The sequence below is a fragment of the Streptococcus sp. GMD4S genome (assembly GCF_000296955.1).
The window spans coordinates 1-22,691 of sequence record NZ_AJRE01000028.1 but is presented as its reverse complement, the minus strand read 5'-3'; the positions used below and the strand labels follow the sequence as shown (position 1 = coordinate 22,691).

Annotated in this window: 18 protein-coding genes; 17 read left to right on the top strand and 1 reads right to left on the bottom strand. The window is 39.8% G+C overall.

Annotated features, from left to right (window positions below):
* Positions 1 to 16: 16 nt before the first annotated feature.
* The 17 genes from GMD4S_RS00575 (at position 17) to GMD4S_RS00495 (ending at position 21,378) form a co-directional block, all read left to right on the top strand.
* Complete coding sequence (locus GMD4S_RS00575; RefSeq protein WP_000031464.1) at positions 17 to 511, top strand: YkgJ family cysteine cluster protein; 495 nt, start codon at positions 17 to 19, stop codon at positions 509 to 511.
* 202 nt (positions 512 to 713) lie between these two features.
* Complete coding sequence (locus GMD4S_RS00570; RefSeq protein WP_002880726.1) at positions 714 to 1,550, top strand: AraC family transcriptional regulator; 837 nt, start codon at positions 714 to 716, stop codon at positions 1,548 to 1,550.
* Positions 1,551 to 1,733: 183 nt separating this feature from the next.
* A complete protein-coding gene (locus GMD4S_RS00565) occupies positions 1,734 to 2,648 on the top strand; it encodes a hypothetical protein (RefSeq protein ID WP_001178524.1) in 915 nt (304 codons plus the stop codon).
* A 130-nt stretch (positions 2,649 to 2,778) separates the two neighbouring features.
* Positions 2,779 to 5,538 (top strand): type I restriction-modification system subunit M, encoded by a 2,760-nt coding sequence (locus tag GMD4S_RS00560; RefSeq protein ID WP_001041616.1) that lies wholly within the window; start codon positions 2,779 to 2,781, stop codon positions 5,536 to 5,538.
* 1 nt (position 5,539) lies between these two features.
* On the top strand, positions 5,540 to 6,676 hold the full coding sequence (locus GMD4S_RS00555) for a restriction endonuclease subunit S (RefSeq protein WP_000134180.1): 1,137 nt from the start codon (positions 5,540 to 5,542) through the stop codon (positions 6,674 to 6,676).
* 11 nt (positions 6,677 to 6,687) lie between these two features.
* Positions 6,688 to 9,813 carry a type I restriction endonuclease subunit R, EcoR124 family gene (locus GMD4S_RS00550; RefSeq protein ID WP_000215696.1) on the top strand — a complete coding sequence of 1,042 codons (3,126 nt, stop codon included), beginning with the start codon at positions 6,688 to 6,690 and terminating at the stop codon, positions 9,811 to 9,813.
* An 85-nt stretch (positions 9,814 to 9,898) separates the two neighbouring features.
* Positions 9,899 to 10,591 (top strand): YjjG family noncanonical pyrimidine nucleotidase, encoded by a 693-nt coding sequence (locus GMD4S_RS00545; protein WP_001146398.1) that lies wholly within the window; start codon positions 9,899 to 9,901, stop codon positions 10,589 to 10,591.
* 23 nt (positions 10,592 to 10,614) lie between these two features.
* Entirely contained in the window at positions 10,615 to 10,908 is a 294-nt protein-coding gene (locus tag GMD4S_RS00540) for a hypothetical protein (RefSeq protein WP_000404133.1), read from the top strand.
* A gap of 119 nt (positions 10,909 to 11,027) precedes the next feature.
* The gene (locus tag GMD4S_RS00535; RefSeq protein WP_001164851.1) at positions 11,028 to 11,681 is read left to right on the top strand and encodes a uracil-DNA glycosylase; all 654 of its coding nucleotides are present in this window, start codon (positions 11,028 to 11,030) and stop codon (positions 11,679 to 11,681) included.
* A 9-nt stretch (positions 11,682 to 11,690) separates the two neighbouring features.
* The gene (locus tag GMD4S_RS00530) at positions 11,691 to 12,155 is read left to right on the top strand and encodes an NUDIX hydrolase (protein ID WP_001135777.1); all 465 of its coding nucleotides are present in this window, start codon (positions 11,691 to 11,693) and stop codon (positions 12,153 to 12,155) included.
* Positions 12,156 to 12,167: 12 nt separating this feature from the next.
* Positions 12,168 to 13,436, top strand: coding sequence for a dihydroorotase (locus tag GMD4S_RS00525; protein WP_000924517.1), 1,269 nt, complete (start codon positions 12,168 to 12,170; stop codon positions 13,434 to 13,436).
* A gap of 41 nt (positions 13,437 to 13,477) precedes the next feature.
* Positions 13,478 to 14,818 carry an MATE family efflux transporter gene (locus GMD4S_RS00520; protein WP_000283627.1) on the top strand — a complete coding sequence of 447 codons (1,341 nt, stop codon included), beginning with the start codon at positions 13,478 to 13,480 and terminating at the stop codon, positions 14,816 to 14,818.
* Positions 14,819 to 14,996: 178 nt separating this feature from the next.
* On the top strand, positions 14,997 to 15,965 hold the full coding sequence (locus GMD4S_RS00515; RefSeq protein WP_000105373.1) for a thiamine pyrophosphate-dependent dehydrogenase E1 component subunit alpha: 969 nt from the start codon (positions 14,997 to 14,999) through the stop codon (positions 15,963 to 15,965).
* A 16-nt stretch (positions 15,966 to 15,981) separates the two neighbouring features.
* Positions 15,982 to 16,974 carry an alpha-ketoacid dehydrogenase subunit beta gene (locus GMD4S_RS00510; protein WP_000448708.1) on the top strand — a complete coding sequence of 331 codons (993 nt, stop codon included), beginning with the start codon at positions 15,982 to 15,984 and terminating at the stop codon, positions 16,972 to 16,974.
* Positions 16,975 to 17,541: 567 nt separating this feature from the next.
* Positions 17,542 to 18,585, top strand: a complete 1,044-nt coding sequence (locus GMD4S_RS00505) for a dihydrolipoamide acetyltransferase (RefSeq protein ID WP_000752713.1) — start codon at positions 17,542 to 17,544, stop codon at positions 18,583 to 18,585.
* A gap of 41 nt (positions 18,586 to 18,626) precedes the next feature.
* Positions 18,627 to 20,330: a dihydrolipoyl dehydrogenase gene (gene lpdA / locus GMD4S_RS00500; RefSeq protein WP_001162892.1), complete on the top strand. Its 1,704-nt coding sequence runs from the start codon at positions 18,627 to 18,629 to the stop codon at positions 20,328 to 20,330.
* A gap of 58 nt (positions 20,331 to 20,388) precedes the next feature.
* Positions 20,389 to 21,378, top strand: a complete 990-nt coding sequence (locus GMD4S_RS00495) for a lipoate--protein ligase (RefSeq protein ID WP_000874003.1) — start codon at positions 20,389 to 20,391, stop codon at positions 21,376 to 21,378.
* A gap of 75 nt (positions 21,379 to 21,453) precedes the next feature.
* On the opposite strand, the gene xerS is transcribed toward GMD4S_RS00495, so the two are convergent.
* The gene (gene xerS / locus GMD4S_RS00490; protein ID WP_000817851.1) at positions 21,454 to 22,524 is read right to left on the bottom strand and encodes a tyrosine recombinase XerS; all 1,071 of its coding nucleotides are present in this window, start codon (positions 22,522 to 22,524) and stop codon (positions 21,454 to 21,456) included.
* Between the last annotated feature and the right edge of the window lie 167 nt (positions 22,525 to 22,691).

Sequence of the window (22,691 nt, the reverse complement as noted above, 5' to 3'; positions counted from 1 at the left end):
GTATTAGGAAGAAATTATGTCTAAAGAGATTGATATTGAGTATTACCATCAGCTAGCCTTGCAAAAGCAGAAGGACCACCGCAAAGTGTTAGCTAATCTAAAGAAAAAACCTCCTAAAAACTTAGATAAGATTGCGCAGCAGATTCACCAAGAAGTCTTTGCTGAGATTGATTGCACTGCCTGTGCCAACTGTTGCAAGACTTTGGGGCCCGACTTTAAAGAAGCAGATATCACCCGTATCGCTAAGTACTTTAAGATGAAATTACCGGCTTTTGAAGCGGAATTCCTTCAGGTGGATGAAGATGGGGATAAAGTTTTCAAATCCATGCCTTGCCCCTTTCTAGGAGGAGACAATCTCTGCTGCATCTATGATGTTCGTCCCAAGGCCTGTCGTGAATTCCCCCATACAGATCGGAAAAAGATCCATCAAATTAATCATTTGACGATTAAGAATACCTTGACCTGCCCTGCAGCCTATCTCTTTGTTGAGAAATTAAAAGATAAGTTATAGAATTTACACCTTTAAATCTTGTACAAAGATTCTAGGGTGGAAGTATCCTGTATTTGTTAGAATATAGATAGAATTGAACACGGACTAAAAGCTATGCGAAAAAGAAAAAATTACCTAGAATCAGAAGAACCAGCGATAATTTTCCCATTTTCACTTTGCTTTTAATGACCTTTGTATCTTATGGAGGTAAGAAAAGAAGAATATGATGCATCAATTCAATCAAACCATGGATTATTTGGAGCAGCAACTGACTGGAGAAGTGGATATGAAAAGATTTCAGCAGCTATCGGGCTATTCTTACTCTCTCTTTAGCAGGCTATTTTCTATCCTGGCAGATATGACATTAGCAGAATACTTGCGCAATCGCAGGTTGTCAGAGGCTGTGATGGACTTGCGGGAAAGCACTGAGAAAGTCATTAACATAGCAATGAAATACGGCTATGAGTCTGCTGACGCCTTCAGCACAGCCTTCAAGAAATTCCATGGTGCAACTCCCTCAGAAGTTCGAAAAGGAAAACCTTATCGGATCTTTCCTAGACTTCAATTATCCTTAAAAATCACAGGAGGAAAGAACATGGATATCAAGATTCAAAAGAAACCTGCTTTTACCGTGGCAGGCGTCCTATTGGAAGCTATTGACAATAGCAAATGCCCGTCTGCTTGGGAGCATCTCTATGCCCATCACAGCTTTGAAAGCCTAGAGAGTCTAGGCAGTGGCCAATCTTTTGGCGTCTGCTCGGATGTCAAAGAAGGCGAAATCATCAACTATATGGCTGCTTATGATGTGACGGATAAAACTAAAGCAGAAGAACTAGGTCTGTCCATCAAAGATATCCCAGCCGCTGAATATGCTATCGTACCAGTCAAAGGCCCTATACCTGCTAGCATTCACAATGCTTGGAAATATGTCTTAGAGGTCTTTTTTCCAGAAACTGGCTATCGCCACTCAGGAGCCCCAGACTTTGAAGTTTATTTCAAAGGAGATATGTCGTCCTCAGACTACCAAATGGAACTCTGGATACCAGTCATCAGGGACTAGATCATTTTCTGATTTTTTATAAAGATGCAAATCAAACTCTGTAGAAGATAGCTTTTACAGAGTTTTTAATTGTTGACATTCATGTCTGTAAACAAACAAACCATATTTTTTGTTTGGATTTTATGGGGCATGCGAATAGTTTTCTCGGTATAATAGTCCCATAGAAGATAAGGAGGCAGGAATATGCAGATGTATTTTGGAGATGTGTCACTTTGCTATAGTTATTCATTGGCAATGGCACTGGATGGCTATGGCTATGACTTTAAAGCAGAGTTTTTAGAGGCAATTATGGTGATGGGAAATGGAGCTAGTATCGTAAAGGAAGATGAGGAGCACCCTCTAGTATTTTTTGATAATGGAATGCCAGATCTTTCCATCTCTCATTCCTTAAAAATACTTGGGTTTGACTATGAGGACTTCTATCTAAAAGATGGCGCGGAAGTAGATTTGGAAGAGGTTAAAAGAAAGTTGGAAACATTTCTGTCAAATGGACCTGTCGTTCTGGGACCTCTTGATATGGGCCATCTGACTTACAATCCCAATCACACAATCCTTTATGGTGTGGATCACTTCGTAACCGTGTATGGCATTGATCATCAGCACCTCTATTTGCATGATCCAGCTGGTTTTGCCTGTATGAAGGTTGCTTTTAATGACATACTAGAAGCATGGAAGGCAGAGGCTATTGACTATAAGCGCGGAGCCTACTCCATGTGGGGGAATTTTAAGCGGCTCAAGACTCCTAGTCAGACTGAAATCTATCAGGAAACAGCAAAGATTATAAAGTCCCGATATCTGAATGGTCAAAACGGTGTTTTGAAATGCTATGCAAAAGCAGTTGCTGAAAACGGCTTAAATACCGAGCAAAAACAATTGCATCAATATTTCAGCTTTAAACTTGCGGCTGTTCGAAGTCTCTATCTCAGTAAATTTTTAAAAGATCATGATCCAGAAGGGGCAAGATTAAAAGAGGAGTTGGCTTCTTTATTTGGTCAAGCCCACCTTTCATGTTTAAAAGAAGATTACCAAGAACTATCCAACTTGCTCTATCAAATAGCAGAAGTGGACGGTCTCTTTAAAGATTTATATGTAAAGTAGAGAACAAAGAGATGACTCTATGCATTAAAAACTAGTTAGTAAAAGCAGTTTTTCGTAAAATGAAGAACTGCTTTTTGCTACTTGTGGTATAATAGAAAGTAAATATATTTTAGATTAATAGGATACAAATATGAATAAGCAACAATTAGCTGCAAAAATTTGGGAATCAGCCAATGAAATGCGTTCTAAAATAGAAGCCAACGAATATAAAGATTATATTCTAGGATTTATGTTTTACAAGTTTTTATCAGATAAAGAAGAACAATTCCTTTCTCAAGAAGGATACGGTGACGATCTATCTGATTTATCAGAGTCTGATGAAGAAACTGTAAAATATATACAAGAAAAAATTGGTTATTTTATCAGTTATGATAATCTCTTTTCTACTTGGATTAAAAAAGGGGTTGATTTCGATGTATCGAATGTTCGAGATGCCTTGTCAGCATTTAATCGATTAATTGGTAAAGGACATAAACATGTTTTTGATGGCGTCTTTGATACTCTCCAAACTGGCCTAAGTAAGCTTGGAGAATCATCTGCTTCTCAGACAAAAGCTATTAGCAGACTTCTTACATTAATTAAGTCAATTCCTATGGAAGGGAGAAGAGACTACGATGTTTTGGGCTTCATTTACGAATATCTGATTAGCATGTTTGCAGCAAATGCTGGTAAAAAGGCAGGGGAGTTTTATACCCCTCACGAAGTCTCTGTACTAATCTCTGAAATTGTGGCCCATCATCTCCATGATAAAGATGAGATTAAAATTTATGATCCGACTAGTGGATCGGGCTCTTTGCTCATCAACATCGGGCAATCTGCTTCAAAATTTATCCAAGGGGAAAATAAAATCCAATATTATGCCCAAGAATTAAAGAGCAACACCTACAATTTGACACGTATGAATTTGATTATGCGAGGAATTTTGCCATCCAATATTATCACTCGAAACGGGGATACCTTGGAGGATGACTGGCCTTATTTTAATGAAAACGATCCTGTGAATACTTATAATCCACTCTACGTTGATGCTGTTGTTTCAAATCCACCTTATTCGCAGAAATGGGATTCTGAACATAAAGAAGATGATCCCCGCTACTTTGGTTTTGGTTTAGCTCCTAGAACCAAAGCAGATTATGCATTTTTGCTTCATGATTTATACCATTTAAAGCCGGATGGCATTATGGCTATTGTTCTTCCTCATGGCGTTCTTTTTCGAGGGGGCGAAGAAAGAAAAATTCGTATGAATTTAATCGAAAAAAATAAGATTGATGCAATTATTGGTTTGCCTTCAAATATCTTTTTTGGTACAGGGATTCCTACGATTATTATGGTGCTAAAACAGCATAGAGATAGAGATGATATCTTGATTGTAGATGCCTCTAAAGGCTTTGTAAAAGTTGGGAAAAACAACCAACTTCGTGCTTCTGACATTAAGAAGATTGTTGATATCGTAAATAATCGTGAAACGATAGAGGGATATTCTCGTCTGGTATCAAAAGAAGAGCTTCGCCAGCAAGACTATAACCTTAACATCCCACGTTATGTTGATTCATCTGAACCTCAGGAATCTTGGGATATTTATGCTTCTATGTATGGAGGAATTCCTAAATCAGAGCTGGCCAAATTAGATCCTTTTTGGTGCGCTTTCCCCAGTTTATTTTCTGACCTTTTTGAAGATGATGGATCTCCTTATGTCGAGTTTAAAAGTTCAGACTTAAAACAAGTGATTTTAAATAATGAGGATATAAAAAAATTCTTATCCGATTATCATCAGAGCTTTGAATCGTTTTCTGCATACCTATATGATTATTTGGTAGTTCAGGCTTTATCTGTTTCTTTACCCCAGGCCGAGTCTGTGATTAGTCAGCAGCTATTCAAGAATTTATTTGACTATCCCATAGTTGATCCTTACACTGCCTATCAACTTTTAGACGATGGATGGCAGGAAATTTCTCAGGATTTGGAGATGATACAGACCGAAGGTTTTCAAACTGTTAAGCGCGTGGATCCAAATATTGTCATAAAGAAAAAGAAGGGAAAAGAAGCAGAAGAACAACAGGAAGGCTGGATAGGTCGCATACTACCTTTTGAGTTGGTTCAGGAAGTCCAACTTACAGAAGAATTGGAGCAGATAAAAGCTCAAAAAGCTAGGTTGCAAGAGATTAAGGATACATATGTTCAATTGATTGATAATCTTTCTGAAGAAGAAAAAGAACTTCAGATTTTAACTGACGAGCAAGATGGTTTTATCACTAAGGAAGTCAATCTATTGCTGGAGGATATTTATGCCGAAGTGGATAGCTTGGAGATTTCGACTTTAAGAACTTATCTCGATCTGTTAGATAGGAAAGCTAAGAAAGCAGAAAAAATGGATTTTATAGCTGCTCACCCTGAAGTATCCTGGTCATCAATGGAGACATTAAAAGACAAAACTTACGGAGTAGTTAGTGTGAGAAGCTATATCCTGTGGTTGCAATGTCAAACAGTTTTTGAGGAAGGAAGCTTTGAGGCTACTTTACAGAATGTCATTAAACTTCAAGAAGAAGAAAAGCAACTAGCTACTATAGTTAAGGAAGCAGAGAAAAAGCTCCATTTGAAAACGAAGCAAGTCATTGAAAGCTTGTCAGATGAAGAGGCTAATGAACTGCTTGAGAAGAAATGGATTGTCCCAGTCGTTGAGGAGTTGAATCAATTACCAGATGTCTTATTTACTCAGCTGATAAAACATGTCACAGGAGTAGCGGATAAATACTCAGAAACTTTTGAAGATGTCAGCAAAGAACTAGCAGCTGTCGAGCAAAGTCTCTCTGATATGATTGACCAGTTGGATGGGCCAGAATTTGATATGAAAGGATTGAGGGAGTTTCAAAATCTCCTAAATAGAAATTAAGATGACGGAAGAAAGAAAAGCACCAGCTATTCGTTTCAAAGAATTTTCAGGTCAAAATGCGGAAGCTTGGGAACAGCGGAAGTTGGAGGAGTGCTCAGAAATATCTGCTGGTGGAGATATTGATAAATCTAAATTATTGAATAATGGGAAATATCCGGTCGTTGCCAATGCTCTTACAAATGACGGAATTATTGGGTATTATAATGATAGCTTTAGAATAGAGGCTCCTGCAGTTACAGTAACTGGCAGAGGTAATGTTGGAGTAGCAAAAGCTCGTAACGAAAATTTTACTCCTGTTGTGCGTCTTCTATCATTAAAATCAGATTATGATGTTGTTTTTTTAGAGAATGCTATAAATACCCAAAATATTGTAATTGAATCAACGGGAGTTCCCCAGTTAACCGTTCCCCAGTTAGGTAATTATAAAATTTTCTTTCCTTCTCCCCCCGAACAAAGGGCCATTGGCAGCCTCTTCCAAGATCTGGACAAGCTCATTACACTTCAACAGCGTAAGTTAGAGGTTCTCAAAGAGCAGAAGAAAACCTACCTCAAGCTCCTCTCCCCAGCCAAAGGACAAAAGAAACCAGTCCTTCGCTTCGCAGGATTTGAAGATGAGTGGAAGGAAGTGAAAGTTTCAGATATTTTTAGAGTTACTAGGGGACAAGTACTAGCAACAACGGAGATATCAGAAGAAAAAACAGATACTCATAAATATCCCGTATATTCTTCTCAAACCAAAAACGAAGGATTGTTAGGATATTATGATAAATATTTATTTGAAACAGCAGTAACTTGGACAACTGATGGAGCAAATGCTGGAACGGTAAATTATAGGGAAGGAAAATTTTATAGTACAAATGTGAACGGTGTCTTATTGTCTGATGAAGGTTTTGCTAATAAAGTGATTGCAGAAATATTAAATAACGAAGCTTGGAAATATGTTTCAAAAGTTGGCAACCCGAAACTAATGAATAATGTAATGTCAGAGATTAGTTTAGTTATCCCTAATGATTTTAGAGAGATTTCCATCCTGTCATCCCTCTTCCAAGACCTAGATAAGTTCATTGCCCTTCAACAGCGTAGACTGGACAAACTGCAGAATATGAAAAAAGCTTTACTTGAACAAATGATGATGTAAAGGAGTTACAGATGACTGTTTTTAGCAAAGAAGCTGATTTTGAACAGGCCTTGATAGAGGTACTTTTTACCAAGGGCTGGGAAAAAGAAATCCTCCACTACCCCACTGAGCAGGATCTGATTGAGAATTGGGCCAGGATTCTCTTTGATAATAATCGTGAACGCGACCGTCTCAATGACCAGCCTTTAACAGACGGTGAAATGGCTCAGATTTTAGAGCAGATTGAAAATCTCCGAACACCACTAAAGCTGAACGGTTTCATCAACGGAGGTTCAGTCTCAGTCAAAAGAGACAATCCAGCAGATCCTGAGCATTTTGGAAAAGAGATTAGTCTCAAAATCTATAATCGTAAGGAGATTGCTGCAGGTTCAAGTCGCTATCAGATTGCAAGACAGCCTCAATTTCCAACAAAATCTCCTATTCTCCATGATAGACGAGGCGATTTGATGCTTTTAATCAATGGCATGCCAGTCTTTCACTTGGAGCTAAAACGCAGTGGTGTTCCAGTCAGCCATGCCACAATACAAATAGAAAAATATGCCAGAGAGGGCATTTTCAAAGGTCTCTTCTCTTTGGTTCAAATCTTTGTGGCCATGGAGCCGAATGAAACTGTCTACTTTGCCAATCCAGGACCGGATGGACGTTTTAATTCAGATTATTATTTCCATTGGGAAGATTTTAATAATGAGTTAATCAACAACTGGAAAGATATTGCTGTTTATCTTTTGTCAATCCCGATGGCGCATCAGCTAATCGGTTATTACACTATAGCTGACCAGTCGGATGGAATTTTAAAAGTTTTACGTAGCTACCAATACTATGCAGTTGCAGCAATTTCTGACCGGGTAGCTAAAAATAAGTGGGCTGATCGCAATCAGCTTGGTGGTTTTATTTGGCATACAACAGGATCTGGCAAGACCATGACTAGTTTTAAAGCTGCCCAGCTAATTGCTAACTCAAAAGATGCAGATAAAGTAATATTTTTATTGGATAGAATTGAACTAGGAACTCAGTCTATAAAAGAATATCGAGGTTTTGCAGAGGAGAGAGAATCAGTTCAAGAAACAAAAAATACAACTATGCTTAGGACTCGCTTGAAAAGTAAGTCTCCCGAAAATACTTTGATTGTTACCTCTATTCAAAAGATGAGTAATATCAAAGAGGAGGATGGGATGACCGATGCAGAGCTGGAAGAGATGAGAAAAAATAGGATTGTGTTTATCATCGATGAGGCTCATCGCTCTACTTTTGGCGAGATGATGATTACCATTAAAGAGACCTTTCCTCAAGCTCTGTTCTTCGGTTTTACTGGTACGCCTATTAAAAAGGAAAATGAGCGAAAAAAGAATACAACAACTTCGATTTTTGGTCAAGAATTACATCATTACACTATCGCGGATGGAATTCGCGATAAAAATGTTTTAGGATTTGATCCTTATAAAGTCTTAATCTATAAGGATCGTGAAATCAGAGAAAAAGTAGCCCTAAATCAGGCGAAAGCTTCTAGTGTAGAAGAAGCAGTTAGTAAGCAGGAAAAGAGTAAAGTCTACTATCACTTTATGGATGGTTCAAAAGTCAAGATGGCAGGCTTTATGAATAGAAAAGGGAAGTACATCAAAGGAATTGAAGACTACATACCAAAAAATCAATATCTAACACCTGACTATCAGAAAGCTGTTGTGAAGGACATCTGTGATAACTGGTTAACCTTGAGTCGTAATGGAAAATTCCATGCTATTTTTGCGACTAGCAGTATCCAAGAAGCTATTTCTTATTATCGGTTGCTGAAAGCAATAAAGCCTGAGTTAAGAGTAACAGCGTTATTTGATCCAAATGTTGATAATAATGATGGCTTTGATTTTAAAGAAGATGCTCTTGTAGAGATTCTAACTGATTATGAGAAACAATATGGTCAGCTTTACACTTTGGCATCTCATGATCGTTTCAAAAAGGATGTTTCTAATCGTTTGGCGCACAAACACCAGCATAAATGGATTGAAAGAGAGCCAGAAAAGCAATTAGACTTACTTATCGTTGTAAATCAAATGTTAACAGGATTTGATTCTAAATGGGTTAATACTCTTTATGTAGACCAATTGATGAAGGATGAACTGATTATCCAAGCCTTTTCTCGAACCAATAGGATTTTTGGAGAGGACAAACCATTTGGTACCATCCGCTATTATCGTAAACCTCACACTATGGAACGGAATATTGAAGATGCAGTTCAGCTTTATTCAGGCGACAGTCCTGTAGAGCTTTTTGTCAATAAGTTAGATCAGAATTTAGTCATGCTAAATACTCGTTTTTATCAAATTCGGGACATTTTTGAAAGTTCTGGTGTAGAAAATTTTGAGAAACTTCCTGCTGAGAGAAGTGAAAAAGCAAAATTTGCTAAACTATTTAATTCGTTTAACGATTATCTTGAAGCAGCTCGAATTCAAGGCTTTAAATGGTCTAAATTACACTACGAAATTTCAAAAGGTGCTGGAAAGAAAAAATCAGTAGTGGATGTAGTATGCGATGAGACGACGTATAACATTTTAGTTATTCGCTATAAGGAACTGATGAGTAATGGGGGTGGAGGCAAAGGTCCAGGTGATGTACCATTTGATTTGTCAACCTCTATAATTGAAATAGATACTGGAATGATTGATGCTGACTATATGAATTCTCGTTTCCAAAAGTATATTAAAGCTTTGGGAACGGAGGAATCTGAAAGTCTTTTGAATGAACTGCACAAAACCTTTGCAACCCTGACACAGGAAGAGCAAAAAATTGCAAATTTAATCTTACACGATATTCAAAATGGGGAGATAGAGGTAGATAGTACACTGACACTTCGTGACTACATTAATGACTATCAGGTTCAAATTCATTATGATCGAATTAAACGTTTAAGCGATACCTTTGGTCTTGATGAAGAACTGTTAAGACAAATGATGTCTATGAAGTTGACTGAAATAACATTAAATGAATTTGGTCGTTTTGATCTTTTAAAAAATTCTGTTGATAAACAGAAGGCTAAGTCGTATTTTGAAAATATAGCTGGAAATACACTGACAACGTTTAAGGTAAATGTAAAAACATCAGATTTACTCAAGCGATTTATTCTTGAAGGTGGTTTTGAAGTCTGAATAATTTGCTTTCATCCTGATATTCTTAATTCAACTATTTTATCATCGTGAATATCAATTCATTTCAGAAAGGAAAACTCTCAAATTGCCCTACAAATTTCTACTTTTTGATCTAGATCACACCTTGCTTGATTTTGATGCTGCTGAGGATGTGGCTTTGACGCAACTTCTAAAGGAAGAAGGAGTTGCGGACATTCAAGCCTATAAAGACTATTACGTTCCTATGAACAAGGCTCTCTGGAAGGACTTGGAGCAAAAGAAAATCAGTAAACAAGAACTGATTAACACGCGCTTTTCTCGTTTATTTGCCCATTTTGGACAGAAAAAAGACGGTAGGTTACTTGCCCAGCGTTACCAATTTTACTTAGCCCAACAGGGACAAACTCTTTCGGGTACTCATGAACTCTTGGACAGCCTCATCGAACGTGATTATGACTTGTATGCTGCGACAAATGGGATTACTGCCATCCAGACAGGACGTCTGGCTCAATCTGGTCTGGCTCCCTATTTCAACCAAGTCTTTATCTCTGAGCAATTGCAAACGCAAAAACCTGATGCACTATTCTATGAAAAAATCGGTCAGCAGATTGCAGGATTTGATAAAGAAAAGACGCTGATGATTGGAGATTCCTTAACAGCTGACATTCAAGGTGGTAATAATGCTGACATTGACACCATCTGGTACAACCCTCATCACCTCGAAAATCACACACAAGCCCAGCCGACTTATGAAGTTCATTCTTACCAAGACTTGCTGGATTGTTTAGATGCTTTGTAGTGATTTTCCTAAGAGGTGTTGATATGGAAATTAAAGTCATTGAAGAGATTGATAACTTACTAAATCTCATCGAGCAGTATCAGTTAAAAGGTGTGGTTGCTCAAGTAAATTCGTTAAAAGAGTTAAAGTATATCATAAGCAATCATATAGAGTTAAGTACTCGAGAGAAGATGAATATCCACTATTCACTTTTTCTCCCTAGGGGTGGCTTATCTGAACTCTACTATATGGACGCTAATTTTGAACGGATGAAGTCTGTAAATAATCAACTTTCCTATGCTATTGAAACAATCGAAAAGTTTTTAATGGCTGATTGATACTGTGAATACTAATGTCCAATACTAGGATGAATAACAGTATATATAAGAACTGTAAAAAGTGGTTTAGATAGCCACTTTTTGCTATAATAGAGGCAGTAAAAACGAAGGAGTTGGCGATGCAACACTCATCATGGCATGCTTTGATTAAGGAGCAATTACCTGAAGGTTATTTCGGGAAAATCAATCAATTTATGGAACAGGTCTATGCTCAGGGAACTGTCTATCCACCTAAGGAAAAAGTTTTTCAAGCTCTCTTGACTACTCATCTGGAAGAGGTTAAGGTGGTGATTCTAGGGCAAGACCCCTATCACGGGCCAGGTCAAGCGCAGGGTTTGAGTTTTTCTGTACCCGATGCTATCCCAGCTCCGCCGTCCTTGCAAAATATCTTGAAAGAATTGTCGGATGACATCGGAGCTAAGAAATCCCATGATTTGACAGCTTGGGCTGAGCAAGGAGTCTTGCTTCTCAATGCTTGCTTGACGGTTCCTGCTGGGCAAGCCAATGGTCATTCTGGGCTAATATGGGAGCCCTTTACTGATGCTGTGATTCAGGTGGTCAATAATCTAGACAGACCTGTAGTCTTTGTGCTCTGGGGCGCTTATGCACGTAAGAAGAAGGTCTTGGTTACCAATCCTCACCACTTGATTATCGAATCAGCCCATCCTAGTCCGTTATCGGTTTATAGAGGATTTTGGGGTTCCAAGCCTTTTTCCAAGGCCAATGCATTCTTAAAAGAGACAGGACAAGAGCCAATCGATTGGCTTAGATAAGGAGAAAATATGCCTCAGTTAGCGACTATTTGCTACATTGATAACGGAAAAGAACTGCTCATGCTCCATCGCAATAAGAAGCCCAACGATGTCCATGAAGGCAAATGGATTGGTGTGGGTGGAAAGCTAGAGCGAGGTGAGACTCCACAGGAATGTGCAGCGCGTGAAATCCTCGAAGAAACAGGGCTCAAAGCCAAGCCGGTTCTAAAAGGTGTTATCACTTTTCCAGAATTCACACCAGATTTAGACTGGTACACCTATGTTTTTAAGGTGACGGAGTTTGAGGGTAACTTGATTGACTGCAATGAGGGGACGCTGGAATGGGTTCCCTATGATGAAGTTTTGAGCAAGCCAACTTGGGAGGGTGATCACACTTTTGTTGAGTGGCTTTTAGAAGATAAAACCTTCTTTTCAGCCAAGTTTGTTTATGATGGGGATAAATTATTGGATACCCAAGTTGATTTCTATGAATAAAGGAGAAAGCAGATGCTACTTATCAAAAATGGTCGTGTAATGGATCCCAAGTCTGGTTTGGATCAAGTGTGTGATGTTTTGGTCCAAGATGGGAAAATTGTCAAAATTGCACCTGAAATCAAGGAAGAAGGAGCAGAGGTGCTTGATGCTACTGGTCTAGTAGTTGCTCCTGGATTGGTCGATATCCATGTTCATTTCCGTGAACCTGGTCAAACTCATAAAGAAGACATTCATACTGGTGCCCTAGCAGCCGCTGCAGGTGGCTTTACAACCGTTGTCATGATGGCTAATACTAGTCCAACCATTTCGGATGTAGAGACTCTTCAAGAAGTTCTCCAGTCAGCTGCCAAGGAAAAGATTAACGTCAAGACAGTTGCGACCATTACTAAGAACTTTAATGGCCAAGACTTGACTGATTTTAAGGCGCTTTTAGAAGCTGGAGCCGTTGGTTTTTCAGATGATGGAATTCCGCTTGAAAGTAGTAAAGTGGTTAAGGAAGCAATGGAAGAAGCCAAAAAACTCAATACCTTTATCTGCCTTCATGAGGAAGATCCAGGTTTGAATGGAATTCTTGGCTTTAACGAAAACATCGCTAAAGAACATTTCCATATCTGTGGAGCGACAGGAGTGGCTGAGTACGCTATGATTGCGCGCGATGTTATGATTGCCTATGCAACCAAGGCCCATGTTCACATTCAGCATTTGTCTAAGGAAGAAAGTGTCAAGGTGGTGGAGTTTGCTCAAGGACTAGGTGCGCAGGTCACAGCAGAAGTAGCGCCACAGCATTTCTCTAAGACAGAAGCTCTTCTTTTAACTCAAGGAAGCAATGCCAAAATGAATCCTCCACTTCGTTTGGAGTCAGACCGTCGTGCCGTTATCGAAGGTCTCAAGTCAGGTGTTATCACAGTTATCGCAACGGACCACGCGCCTCACCATGCAGATGAGAAAAATGTTGAAGATATCACCAAAGCACCATCTGGTATGACAGGTTTGGAAACCTCTCTTTCTCTTGGTTTGACTTATTTGGTGGAAGCTGGTGAGTTGAGCTTGATGGAATTGCTAGAAAAAATGACTGTCAATCCAGCCAAGCTTTACAACTTTGAAGCAGGTTACTTGGCTGAGAATGGTCCAGCGGATATCACTATCTTTGACGCTAAGGCTGACCGCCTTGTGGACTCCCATTTTGCGTCAAAAGCAGCTAATTCCCCATTTATCGGTGAAACTTTAAAAGGGCAGGTTAAATATACCATCTGCAAGGGACAAATTGTCTACCAAAACTAGATGGGATTCTGCTCTAGAAACTATAAGAATAGAGAGCGTATATGTATCCAACCCATCAATTTAAAGACAAGTTTGTCTTATTTCTTAAGATATTTTTCCCTATTCTGATCTATCAATTTGCCAATTATTCTGCCTCTTTTGTTGATACAACCATGACTGGGCAGTACAATACCATGGACTTGGCGGGGGTGTCAACCGCAACGAGTCTATGGAATCCTTTCTTTACTTTTTTAACAGGGATTGTTTCGGCCATGGTTCCCATCATAGGCCATCATCTGGGACGGGGCAAAAAGGAAGAAGTAGCATCTGATTTTTACCAATTTATCTACTTGGCTTTCGGACTGTCTTTGGTCTTGCTTGGAATGGTAGTATTCTTAGCGCCACCTGTCTTAACCAACATCGGACTAGAAGCTCAAGTGGCGGCAGTTGCAGTTTCCTATCTTTGGTACCTGTCTATTGGAATTATTCCCTTGTTGCTGTTCAGTGTCATTCGCTCTTTGTTGGATTCTCTTGGATTGACCAAGCTATCTATGTACCTCATGCTCCTATTACTTCCGCTCAATAGTGGTTTTAACTATCTCTTGATATATGGAGCTTTCGGTTTCCCTGAGCTTGGTGGCGCAGGAGCAGGACTAGGAACTTCACTAGCCTATTGGGTTTTATTGGGGATTTCTATTCTTGTTTTATTCAAACAAGAAAGGTTAAAAGCGTTACATCTTGAAAAACGCATTCCACTAAATATAGATAAAATCAAGGAAGGTGTTCGATTAGGTCTACCAATCGGGGGAACCGTATTTGCTGAAGTAGCCATTTTCTCCGTGGTTGGACTAATCATGGCTAAGTTTTCATCGCTCATCATTGCCAGTCACCAGTCAGCTATGAATTTTTCGAGTCTCATGTATGCTTTTCCTATGAGTATTTCCTCTGCTATGGCGATTGTTGTGTCTTACGAGGTGGGGGCCAAACGTTTTGAGGATGCAAAAATCTATGCTCGTCTGGGGAGAGTAACCGCCCTTATTTTTGCAGGTCTTACCCTATCTTTTCTCTACATTTTTAGAGATCGTGTAGCAAGTCTATATGGGAATGACTCTCAGTTCATTGAAACAACTGCTGTATTTCTAACCTACAGTCTCTTTTTCCAGCTAGCTGATACCTTTGCGGCTCCGCTCCAAGGAATTTTAAGAGGGTATAAGGACACTATCGTTCCTTTCTATCTTGGCTTAATCGGATATTGGGGAGTAGCGATACCACTAGGATATCTACTAGATCAAGTAACTGACTTAGGGGCATTTGCCTACTGGATTGGGTTAATTGCCAGCTTGATTGTTTCTGGTTGTTTGTATCAATGGCGTCTGAAAACCGTAATGAAAAGATTGAGCTAATTTTTGGAAAATATCCTGAAAAAGCACTTTGTGAAAAAATACTCTAACTAGAGAGAATCCCTGTTTTAACAGGGGTTTATTTTTTTATATTGTGAATTTTTATTAGCCATATACTTTGACAGCGTATACTAAAAAAGGTAAAATAGTAAGGTAAGTACAAAGTTAGAAAGGCAAGATTATGTCAACTTTAGATAAAAATCTTTTGCTAGAGATGTTCCGTAAGATGGAAGAAATCCGTCGCATGGACTTAAAAATCGCTCAGTTAGTGAAAAAGGGGAAAGTTCCCGGTATGACTCACTTTTCTGTCGGAGAGGAAGCTGCTAACGTCGGAGCGATGCTGGCTCTTAATCCAGATGATCTGATTACCTCAAATCACCGTGGACACGGGCAAGCTATTGCTAAGGGGATTGACCTCAACGGAATGATGGCTGAAATCCTCGGGAAATACACTGGAACCTGTAAAGGAAAAGGTGGTTCTATGCACATCGCTGACCTGGATGCTGGGAACCTCGGTGCCAATGGTATCGTTGGTGGTGGTATGGGAATCGCTGTCGGTGCAGCCCTCAGTCAACAAATGCAAAACACTGGAAAAATCGTCGTTTGCTTCTTTGGAGATGGTGCGACCAACGAAGGTGTCTTCCACGAAGCAGTCAACATGGCTTCTATTTGGAACTTGCCAGTTGTTTTCTACTGCATTAACAACGGTTATGGGATCTCTGCGGATATCAAGAAAATGACCAATGTAGAGCATATCCATCAACGTAGTGCGGCATATGGAATTCCTGGAATGTTTATCGAAGATGGGAACAACGTCATCGATGTCTATGAAGGATTTAAGAAAGCTGTAGATCATGTTCGTGGTGGCAATGGCCCAGTCTTGATCGAAAGTGTAACCTATCGCTGGCTTGGCCACTCATCATCTGACCCTGGTAAATATCGTACTCGTGAAGAAGTGGAATTGTGGAAACAAAAAGACCCAATCGAAAACCTTCGCAAATACCTCATTGAAAACAATATTGCAAGTGCAGAAGAATTGGAAGAAATTCAAGCACAAGTCAAGGAAGCAGTAGAAGCTTCTGTTAAATTTGCTGAAGAAAGCCCATTCCCACCACTAGAATCAGCATTTGAAGATATTTACGCAGACTAAGGAGAAAGAGATAAAAATGGAAACAAAAACAATGTCGTTCCGTGACACCATTATCCTTGCTATGTCTGAGGAAATGCGTCGCGATGAAAATGTATTCTTGATGGGAGAAGACGTCGGTGTCTTTGGAGGAGACTTCGGAACTTCTGTTGGAATGCTCGAAGAATTTGGTCCAGAACGTGTTCGTGACTGTCCGATTTCTGAAGCTGCTATCTCAGGTGCAGCAGCAGGAGCAGCCATGACAGGACTTCGCCCAATCGTTGATATGACCTTCATGGACTTCTCGGTCATTGCCATGGACAATATCGTCAACCAAGCTGCTAAAACACGTTACATGTTTGGTGGGAAAGGTCAGGTTCCAATGACTGTCCGCTGTGCAGCTGGTAACGGAGTTGGTTCTGCGGCTCAGCACTCGCAATCTCTAGAGTCTTGGTTTACTCACATTCCTGGACTTAAGGTTGTAGCTCCTGGAACACCTGCGGATATGAAAGGACTTCTCAAGTCAGCTATCCGTGATAATAACCCTGTTATCATTCTTGAGTACAAGTCAGAATTTAACCAAAAAGGGGAAGTGCCAGTTGATCCAGACTATACACTCCCACTTGGGGTTGGGGAAATCAAACGCGAAGGTACAGATGTAACAGTCGTTACTTATGGCAAAATGCTTCGCCGTGTAGTTCAAGCTGCTGAAGAATTAGCAGAAGAGGGAATTTCAGTTGAAATTGTGGACCCACGTACCCTTGTTCCGCTTGATAAGGATATCATCATTAACTCAGTGAAGAAGACTGGTAAGGTGGTGCTTGTCAACGATGCTCACAAAACAAGTGGCTATATCGGAGAGATTTCAGCTATTATTTCAGAATCAGAAGCATTTGATTATCTAGACGCACCAATACGCCGTTGCGCCGGAGAAGATGTGCCAATGCCTTACGCACAAAATCTAGAAAATGCAATGATTCCAACAGTTGAAAGCATCAAAGATGCCATACGTAAAACTTATAACAAAGAATAAAATTACATAAAATAAATTATGTAAAAATAGTTTTTAACTTTAGCAACTTGAGATACGTATTGTACCTAAGTTGTTTGAAAGTTGCGACAGAAGGGAGTCGGATCGATAATATTCGACGAACGACTTAGTAAGTCTACTAGGTTGACCGCCTGATAGCGGCAACCGTAGTAACTTGAGACTCGTTTCATATCCAAGTGATTTGAAGAGTTGCGACATGAATGAGTCGAATCGATAATATTAGACGAATGAATTAGTAAGTCTACAAGGTTGACCGCCTAATAGCGGCAACCGTAGTAACTTGAGACGCGTTTCGTGTCCAAGTTACTTGTAGAGTTGAATTCGGACGGAGGTCTGTGAAAAAAAGATAGATTTTCTTGTGTTCATCGAACACATCGTCAATCTCCTATTTTTTCATTGCCCTCTTCGTCCTTAATATCTTATATTCGAACACGGGCTAAAAGCTCGGAAAAAAGATAAATCTTCTTGGCTTCATCGAAGCCTGCGTAGATTTCCTATTTTTCAGTCGCTTTTTACGCCCTTAGTATCATAATTAGAATTGGAGAGGTCATGGCTGATGACAAGCTAAGAGCGACTCCTGCGGCTAGAAAGTTAGCGGATGATTTAGGTATCAACCTCTACGACGTTTCTGGCTCAGGTGCAAACGGTCGTGTCCACAAAGAAGACGTGGAAACTTATAAAGACACAAATGTGGTTCGCATTTCGCCACTTGCAAAACGAATTGCCCTCGAACATAACATTGCTTGGCAGGAAATCCAAGGAACAGGTCATCGTGGCAAGATCATGAAGAAGGACGTTTTGGCCTTGCTTCCTGAAAATATCGAAAACGATACTATCAAGTCTCCTGCTCAGATTGAAAAAGTGGAAGAAGTACCAGATAATATCACTCCTTATGGTGAAATTGAGCGTATTCCAATGACACCAATGCGTAAGGTTATCGCGCAACGTATGGTTGAATCTTACCTAACTGCGCCAACTTTCACACTCAACTATGAAGTTGATATGACTGAAATGCTGGCCCTTCGTAAGAAGGTTCTTGATCCGATTATGGAAGCGACTGGTAAGAAGACTACTGTAACAGACCTTCTTTCACTCGCTGTTGTGAAAACATTGATGAAACACCCATACATCAACGCTTCATTGACAGAAGATGGCAAGACCATTATCACTCATAACTATGTCAACCTTGCGATGGCGGTTGGTATGGATAACGGTCTAATGACACCAGTTGTTTACAATGCTGAGAAGATGAGCTTGTCAGAGTTGGTCGTTGCATTTAAAGACGTGATTGGTCGTACCTTGGATGGCAAATTGGCTCCAAGTGAGTTACAAAACTCAACCTTCACAATTAGTAACTTGGGAATGTTTGGTGTTCAGTCCTTTGGTCCGATTATTAACCAACCCAACTCAGCTATTCTGGGTGTAAGTTCGACAATCGAGAAACCTGTAGTTGTCAATGGTGAGATTGTCATTCGCCCTATCATGAGCCTTGGTTTAACTATTGACCACCGTGTTGTAGATGGTATGGCTGGTGCTAAGTTTATGAAAGACTTGAAAGCCTTGATTGAGAATCCGATCTCAATGTTGGTTTAAGTCAGCTATTGTTATTTTAGAGATTTAGAAGGAAGTAAGACATGGCCTTAGAAGTAATTATGCCAAAAGCCGGCGTAGATATGACAGAAGGACAAATTGTCCAATGGAATAAAAAAGTCGGTGAATTTGTAAAAGAAGGAGAAATCCTTTTGGAAATCATGACTGACAAAGTCAGCATGGAATTGGAAGCAGAAGAAGATGGATACTTGATTGCCATCCTTAAAGGAGATGGTGAAACTGTTCCAGTAACTGAAGTTATCGGTTACCTTGGTGAAGAAGGGGAAAACATCCCAACAGCTGGAGCAGCTACGCCAGAAGCTAGCCCGGCGCCTGCAGCTAGTGCTTCAAACGACGACGGCAAGAGCGATGATGCCTTTGATATCGTTGTGATTGGTGGAGGTCCTGCTGGATATGTAGCGGCCATTAAAGCTGCTCAACTTGGTGGTAAGGTTGCCCTTGTTGAGAAATCTGAACTCGGTGGAACCTGCTTGAACCGTGGATGTATCCCAACTAAGACCTACCTTCACAACGCTGAAATCATCGAAAACATCGGTCATGCAGCAAACCGTGGTATCGTCATCGAAAATCCAAACTTCACTGTAGATATGGATAAACTTCTTGAAACCAAGTCTAAGGTTGTCAATACTTTGGTTGGTGGAGTTGCAGGTCTTCTTCGTAGCTACGGAGTTACTGTTCATAAGGGAATTGGTACCATCACTAAAGACAAGAATGTCTTGGTAAATGGTTCGGAATTGCTTGAAACTAAGAAAATTATCCTTGCCGGTGGTTCAAAAGTCAGCAAGATAAACGTTCCTGGTATGGAATCATCACTCGTAATGACAAGTGATGACATTCTTGAAATGAACGAAGTTCCAGAAAGCCTTGTTATCATCGGTGGTGGAGTTGTCGGTATCGAACTGGGTCAGGCCTTCATGACATTTGGTTCAAAAGTAACTGTTATCGAAATGATGGACCGTATCGTTCCAGCTATGGATGCTGAAGTTTCTAAGAACCTTCGCTTGATCCTTGAACGTAAAGGAATGACCATCTTGACAGGTACTAAACTGCAAGAAATCATCGAGGAAAATGGTCAACTTCGTATTAAAGTTGAAGGAAAAGACGATATCATTGCAAGCAAAGCGCTCCTTTCAATCGGTCGTGTGCCAGACCTTGAAGGAATTGGCGATGTTGAGTTTGAATTGGATCGTGGTCGTATCAAGGTCAACGAATACATGGAAACTTCTGTTTCAGGAATTTACGCACCAGGTGACATCAATGGTACGAAGATGTTGGCTCACGCAGCCTTCCGTATGGGTGAAGTTGCCGCTGAAAATGCCCTTAAAGGAAATCATGCTGTTGCCAAACTTAACTTGACTCCTGCAGCCATCTACACTCTTCCTGAAGTAGCAGCAGTAGGTCTAACTGAAGAACAAGCTCGTGAGAAATACGATGTCGCTATCGGTAAATTCAACTTTGCTGCTAACGGACGTGCCATTGCTTCTGATGCGGCTCAAGGTTTCGTTAAAGTCATTGCAGATAAGAAATACGGTGAAATCCTTGGTGTCCATATCATCGGTCCTGCAGCTGCAGAATTGATCAACGAAGCGTCAAGTATCATCGAAATGGAAATTACTGTCGAAGAAATGCTGAAGACTATCCACGGACACCCAACATACTCTGAAGTGATGTACGAAGCGTTTGCGGATGTTCTAGGAATGGCCATCCATTCACCTAAGAAAAAATAAAACGAAGATAGACTAGACTGGAAGATTATTTCCAGTCTCTATCGTATAAAGGGATATCATGAAATATATTATCAATCATTCAAACGACACTGCTTTTAATATCGCCTTGGAAGAATATGCCTTTAAACACTTACTAGATGAGGATCAAATCTTCCTTCTTTGGATTAACAAACCTTCTATCATTGTTGGTCGTCACCAGAACACTATCGAAGAAATTAACCGTGATTATGTTCGAGAAAATGGTATTGAGGTAGTCCGTCGTATCAGTGGTGGTGGAGCTGTTTATCACGATTTAAACAACCTCAACTACACCATCATTTCAAAAGAAGATGAAAACAAGGCCTTTGACTTCAAGAGCTTCTCAACTCCAGTTATCAATACCTTGGCTCAACTAGGCGTTAAAGCTGAGTTCACAGGCCGTAATGACCTTGAGATTGATGGCAAAAAATTCTGTGGCAATGCCCAAGCCTATATCAATGGCCGTATCATGCACCACGGTTGCTTGCTCTTTGACGTTGATTTGTCAGTCCTTGCTAATGCCCTCAAGGTTTCAAAAGATAAGTTTGAATCAAAAGGTGTGAAATCCGTCCGTGCCCGTGTAACCAATATTGTCAATGAATTACCAGAAAAAATCACAGTTGAAGAATTCCGTGATTTGCTATTGGAATACATGAAAAAAGAGTATCCAGAGATGACTGAATATGTTTTTTCTGAGCAAGAATTGGCTGAAATCAATCGTATCAAGGATACCAAGTTCGGTACTTGGGACTGGAACTACGGTAAATCACCTGAATTTAACGTCCGTCGTGGAACAAAATTCACCAGTGGTAAGGTCGAAGTTTTTGCCAACGTCATTGAATCAAAAATCCAAGATATCAAGATTTATGGGGACTTCTTTGGTATCGAGGACGTTGCAGCTGTAGAAGATGTCCTTCGTGGTGTAAAATACGAACGCGAAGATGTCCTTAAAGCTCTAGAAACTATTGATATTACACGCTACTTTTCTGGTATTAGCCGTGAAGAAATCGCTGAAGCGGTAGTAGGATAAATCAAAAAAGAAGTTGCTAAAATATGCAACTTCTTTTTTTGTGGTATAGTATACATAATTATAATTATGTATTAATTATAAACTATCCAAAGCATTCTTTTGTTCATCATTAACGATATGGGTATAGAGGTCAGTGACTTGTGTGCTGGCGTGACCTAGCTGGTGACTGACCAAAACTTGCGATTTAGTTGCATCATAGAGCCTAGTTGCTAGGGTATGGCGGAGTTTATGGGGTGTTACACGAACTTTGAAGTCCTCAGAGTACTTTGCGACCATTTTTTCAACACTGGAAGCATCAATCCGATTAGGAACACCTCGGTAGAGTGTCAGAAAGAGCGCTGTATCTGTCTTTTCCGTCTTATAGCGTTGATTCCGAATGGCTAGATAATTCTCTAGATAAGGTTTTGCAAAGGCCGCGACATTGACCGAGTCGCGTTTGCCACCTTTTCGAGTGACATCAATAACCATCATTTTGAGATTGAGGTCTCTTAGATCCAGATTAACAGCTTCAGATAAGCGAACACCAGATGCCAAGAGAAGGGCAATAATTGCTAAATCACGTTCCTTATTTTTATTGAATGACGACAGAGCACGATTTGAGAGCTGTTGTGGATACTCTTGGTCGATATAAGTTAGAAAACCTTCAGTTTCATCACCTAAAAAAAGTTTTTGCTTGATGTTTTCAGCTCTAGCAGCAAGTGTTTCTTTCTTTTTCTTGGTTGAAACTTTCTTCATTACATTGCGATAGAAATAGGGTTCTCCTTGATCATTTTCAACTTCCTCGGTTAGATATTTGTAAAGACTGGAAAGTGCTGATAAAGTTCGATTGATGGTTGTCTGTGAAACGCCTTGTTTGGTTGTATTGGCATTCAGCAAAGGTCGTTCTCGTAGGTATAGGATAAAGGATTCCATGTCTTTTTTAGACATATTTTCCAGGACTGATAAAGGAATGTCAGACATTTTATCAGCATCTGAAATACCAAACTCCAAAACCCAGCTGAAAAATCGATCGTATTCCTTGAGGTATTCGTACAAGGTTGTAAAACTGTAGGGCACAGCAAGCTTAGATTGGTAGTATTCCAGAACATACCAGGGCATGATTTGTTTTAGTTTGTCGATTCGTTCTAGTAAAATCTCACGTTTCATGATTTTCTCCCTAAATTAGTCTACTAGTAGTATAGCATAGACTTATATATTTTTCAAGAAAATTATAGTTTTTCGGAAAGATGATATAAGAAACTTTTAAAATATCTAACTTTATCCCATTCACTCTGAACCATTTTATTAAATTTCATCATACTTGAGTAACATAT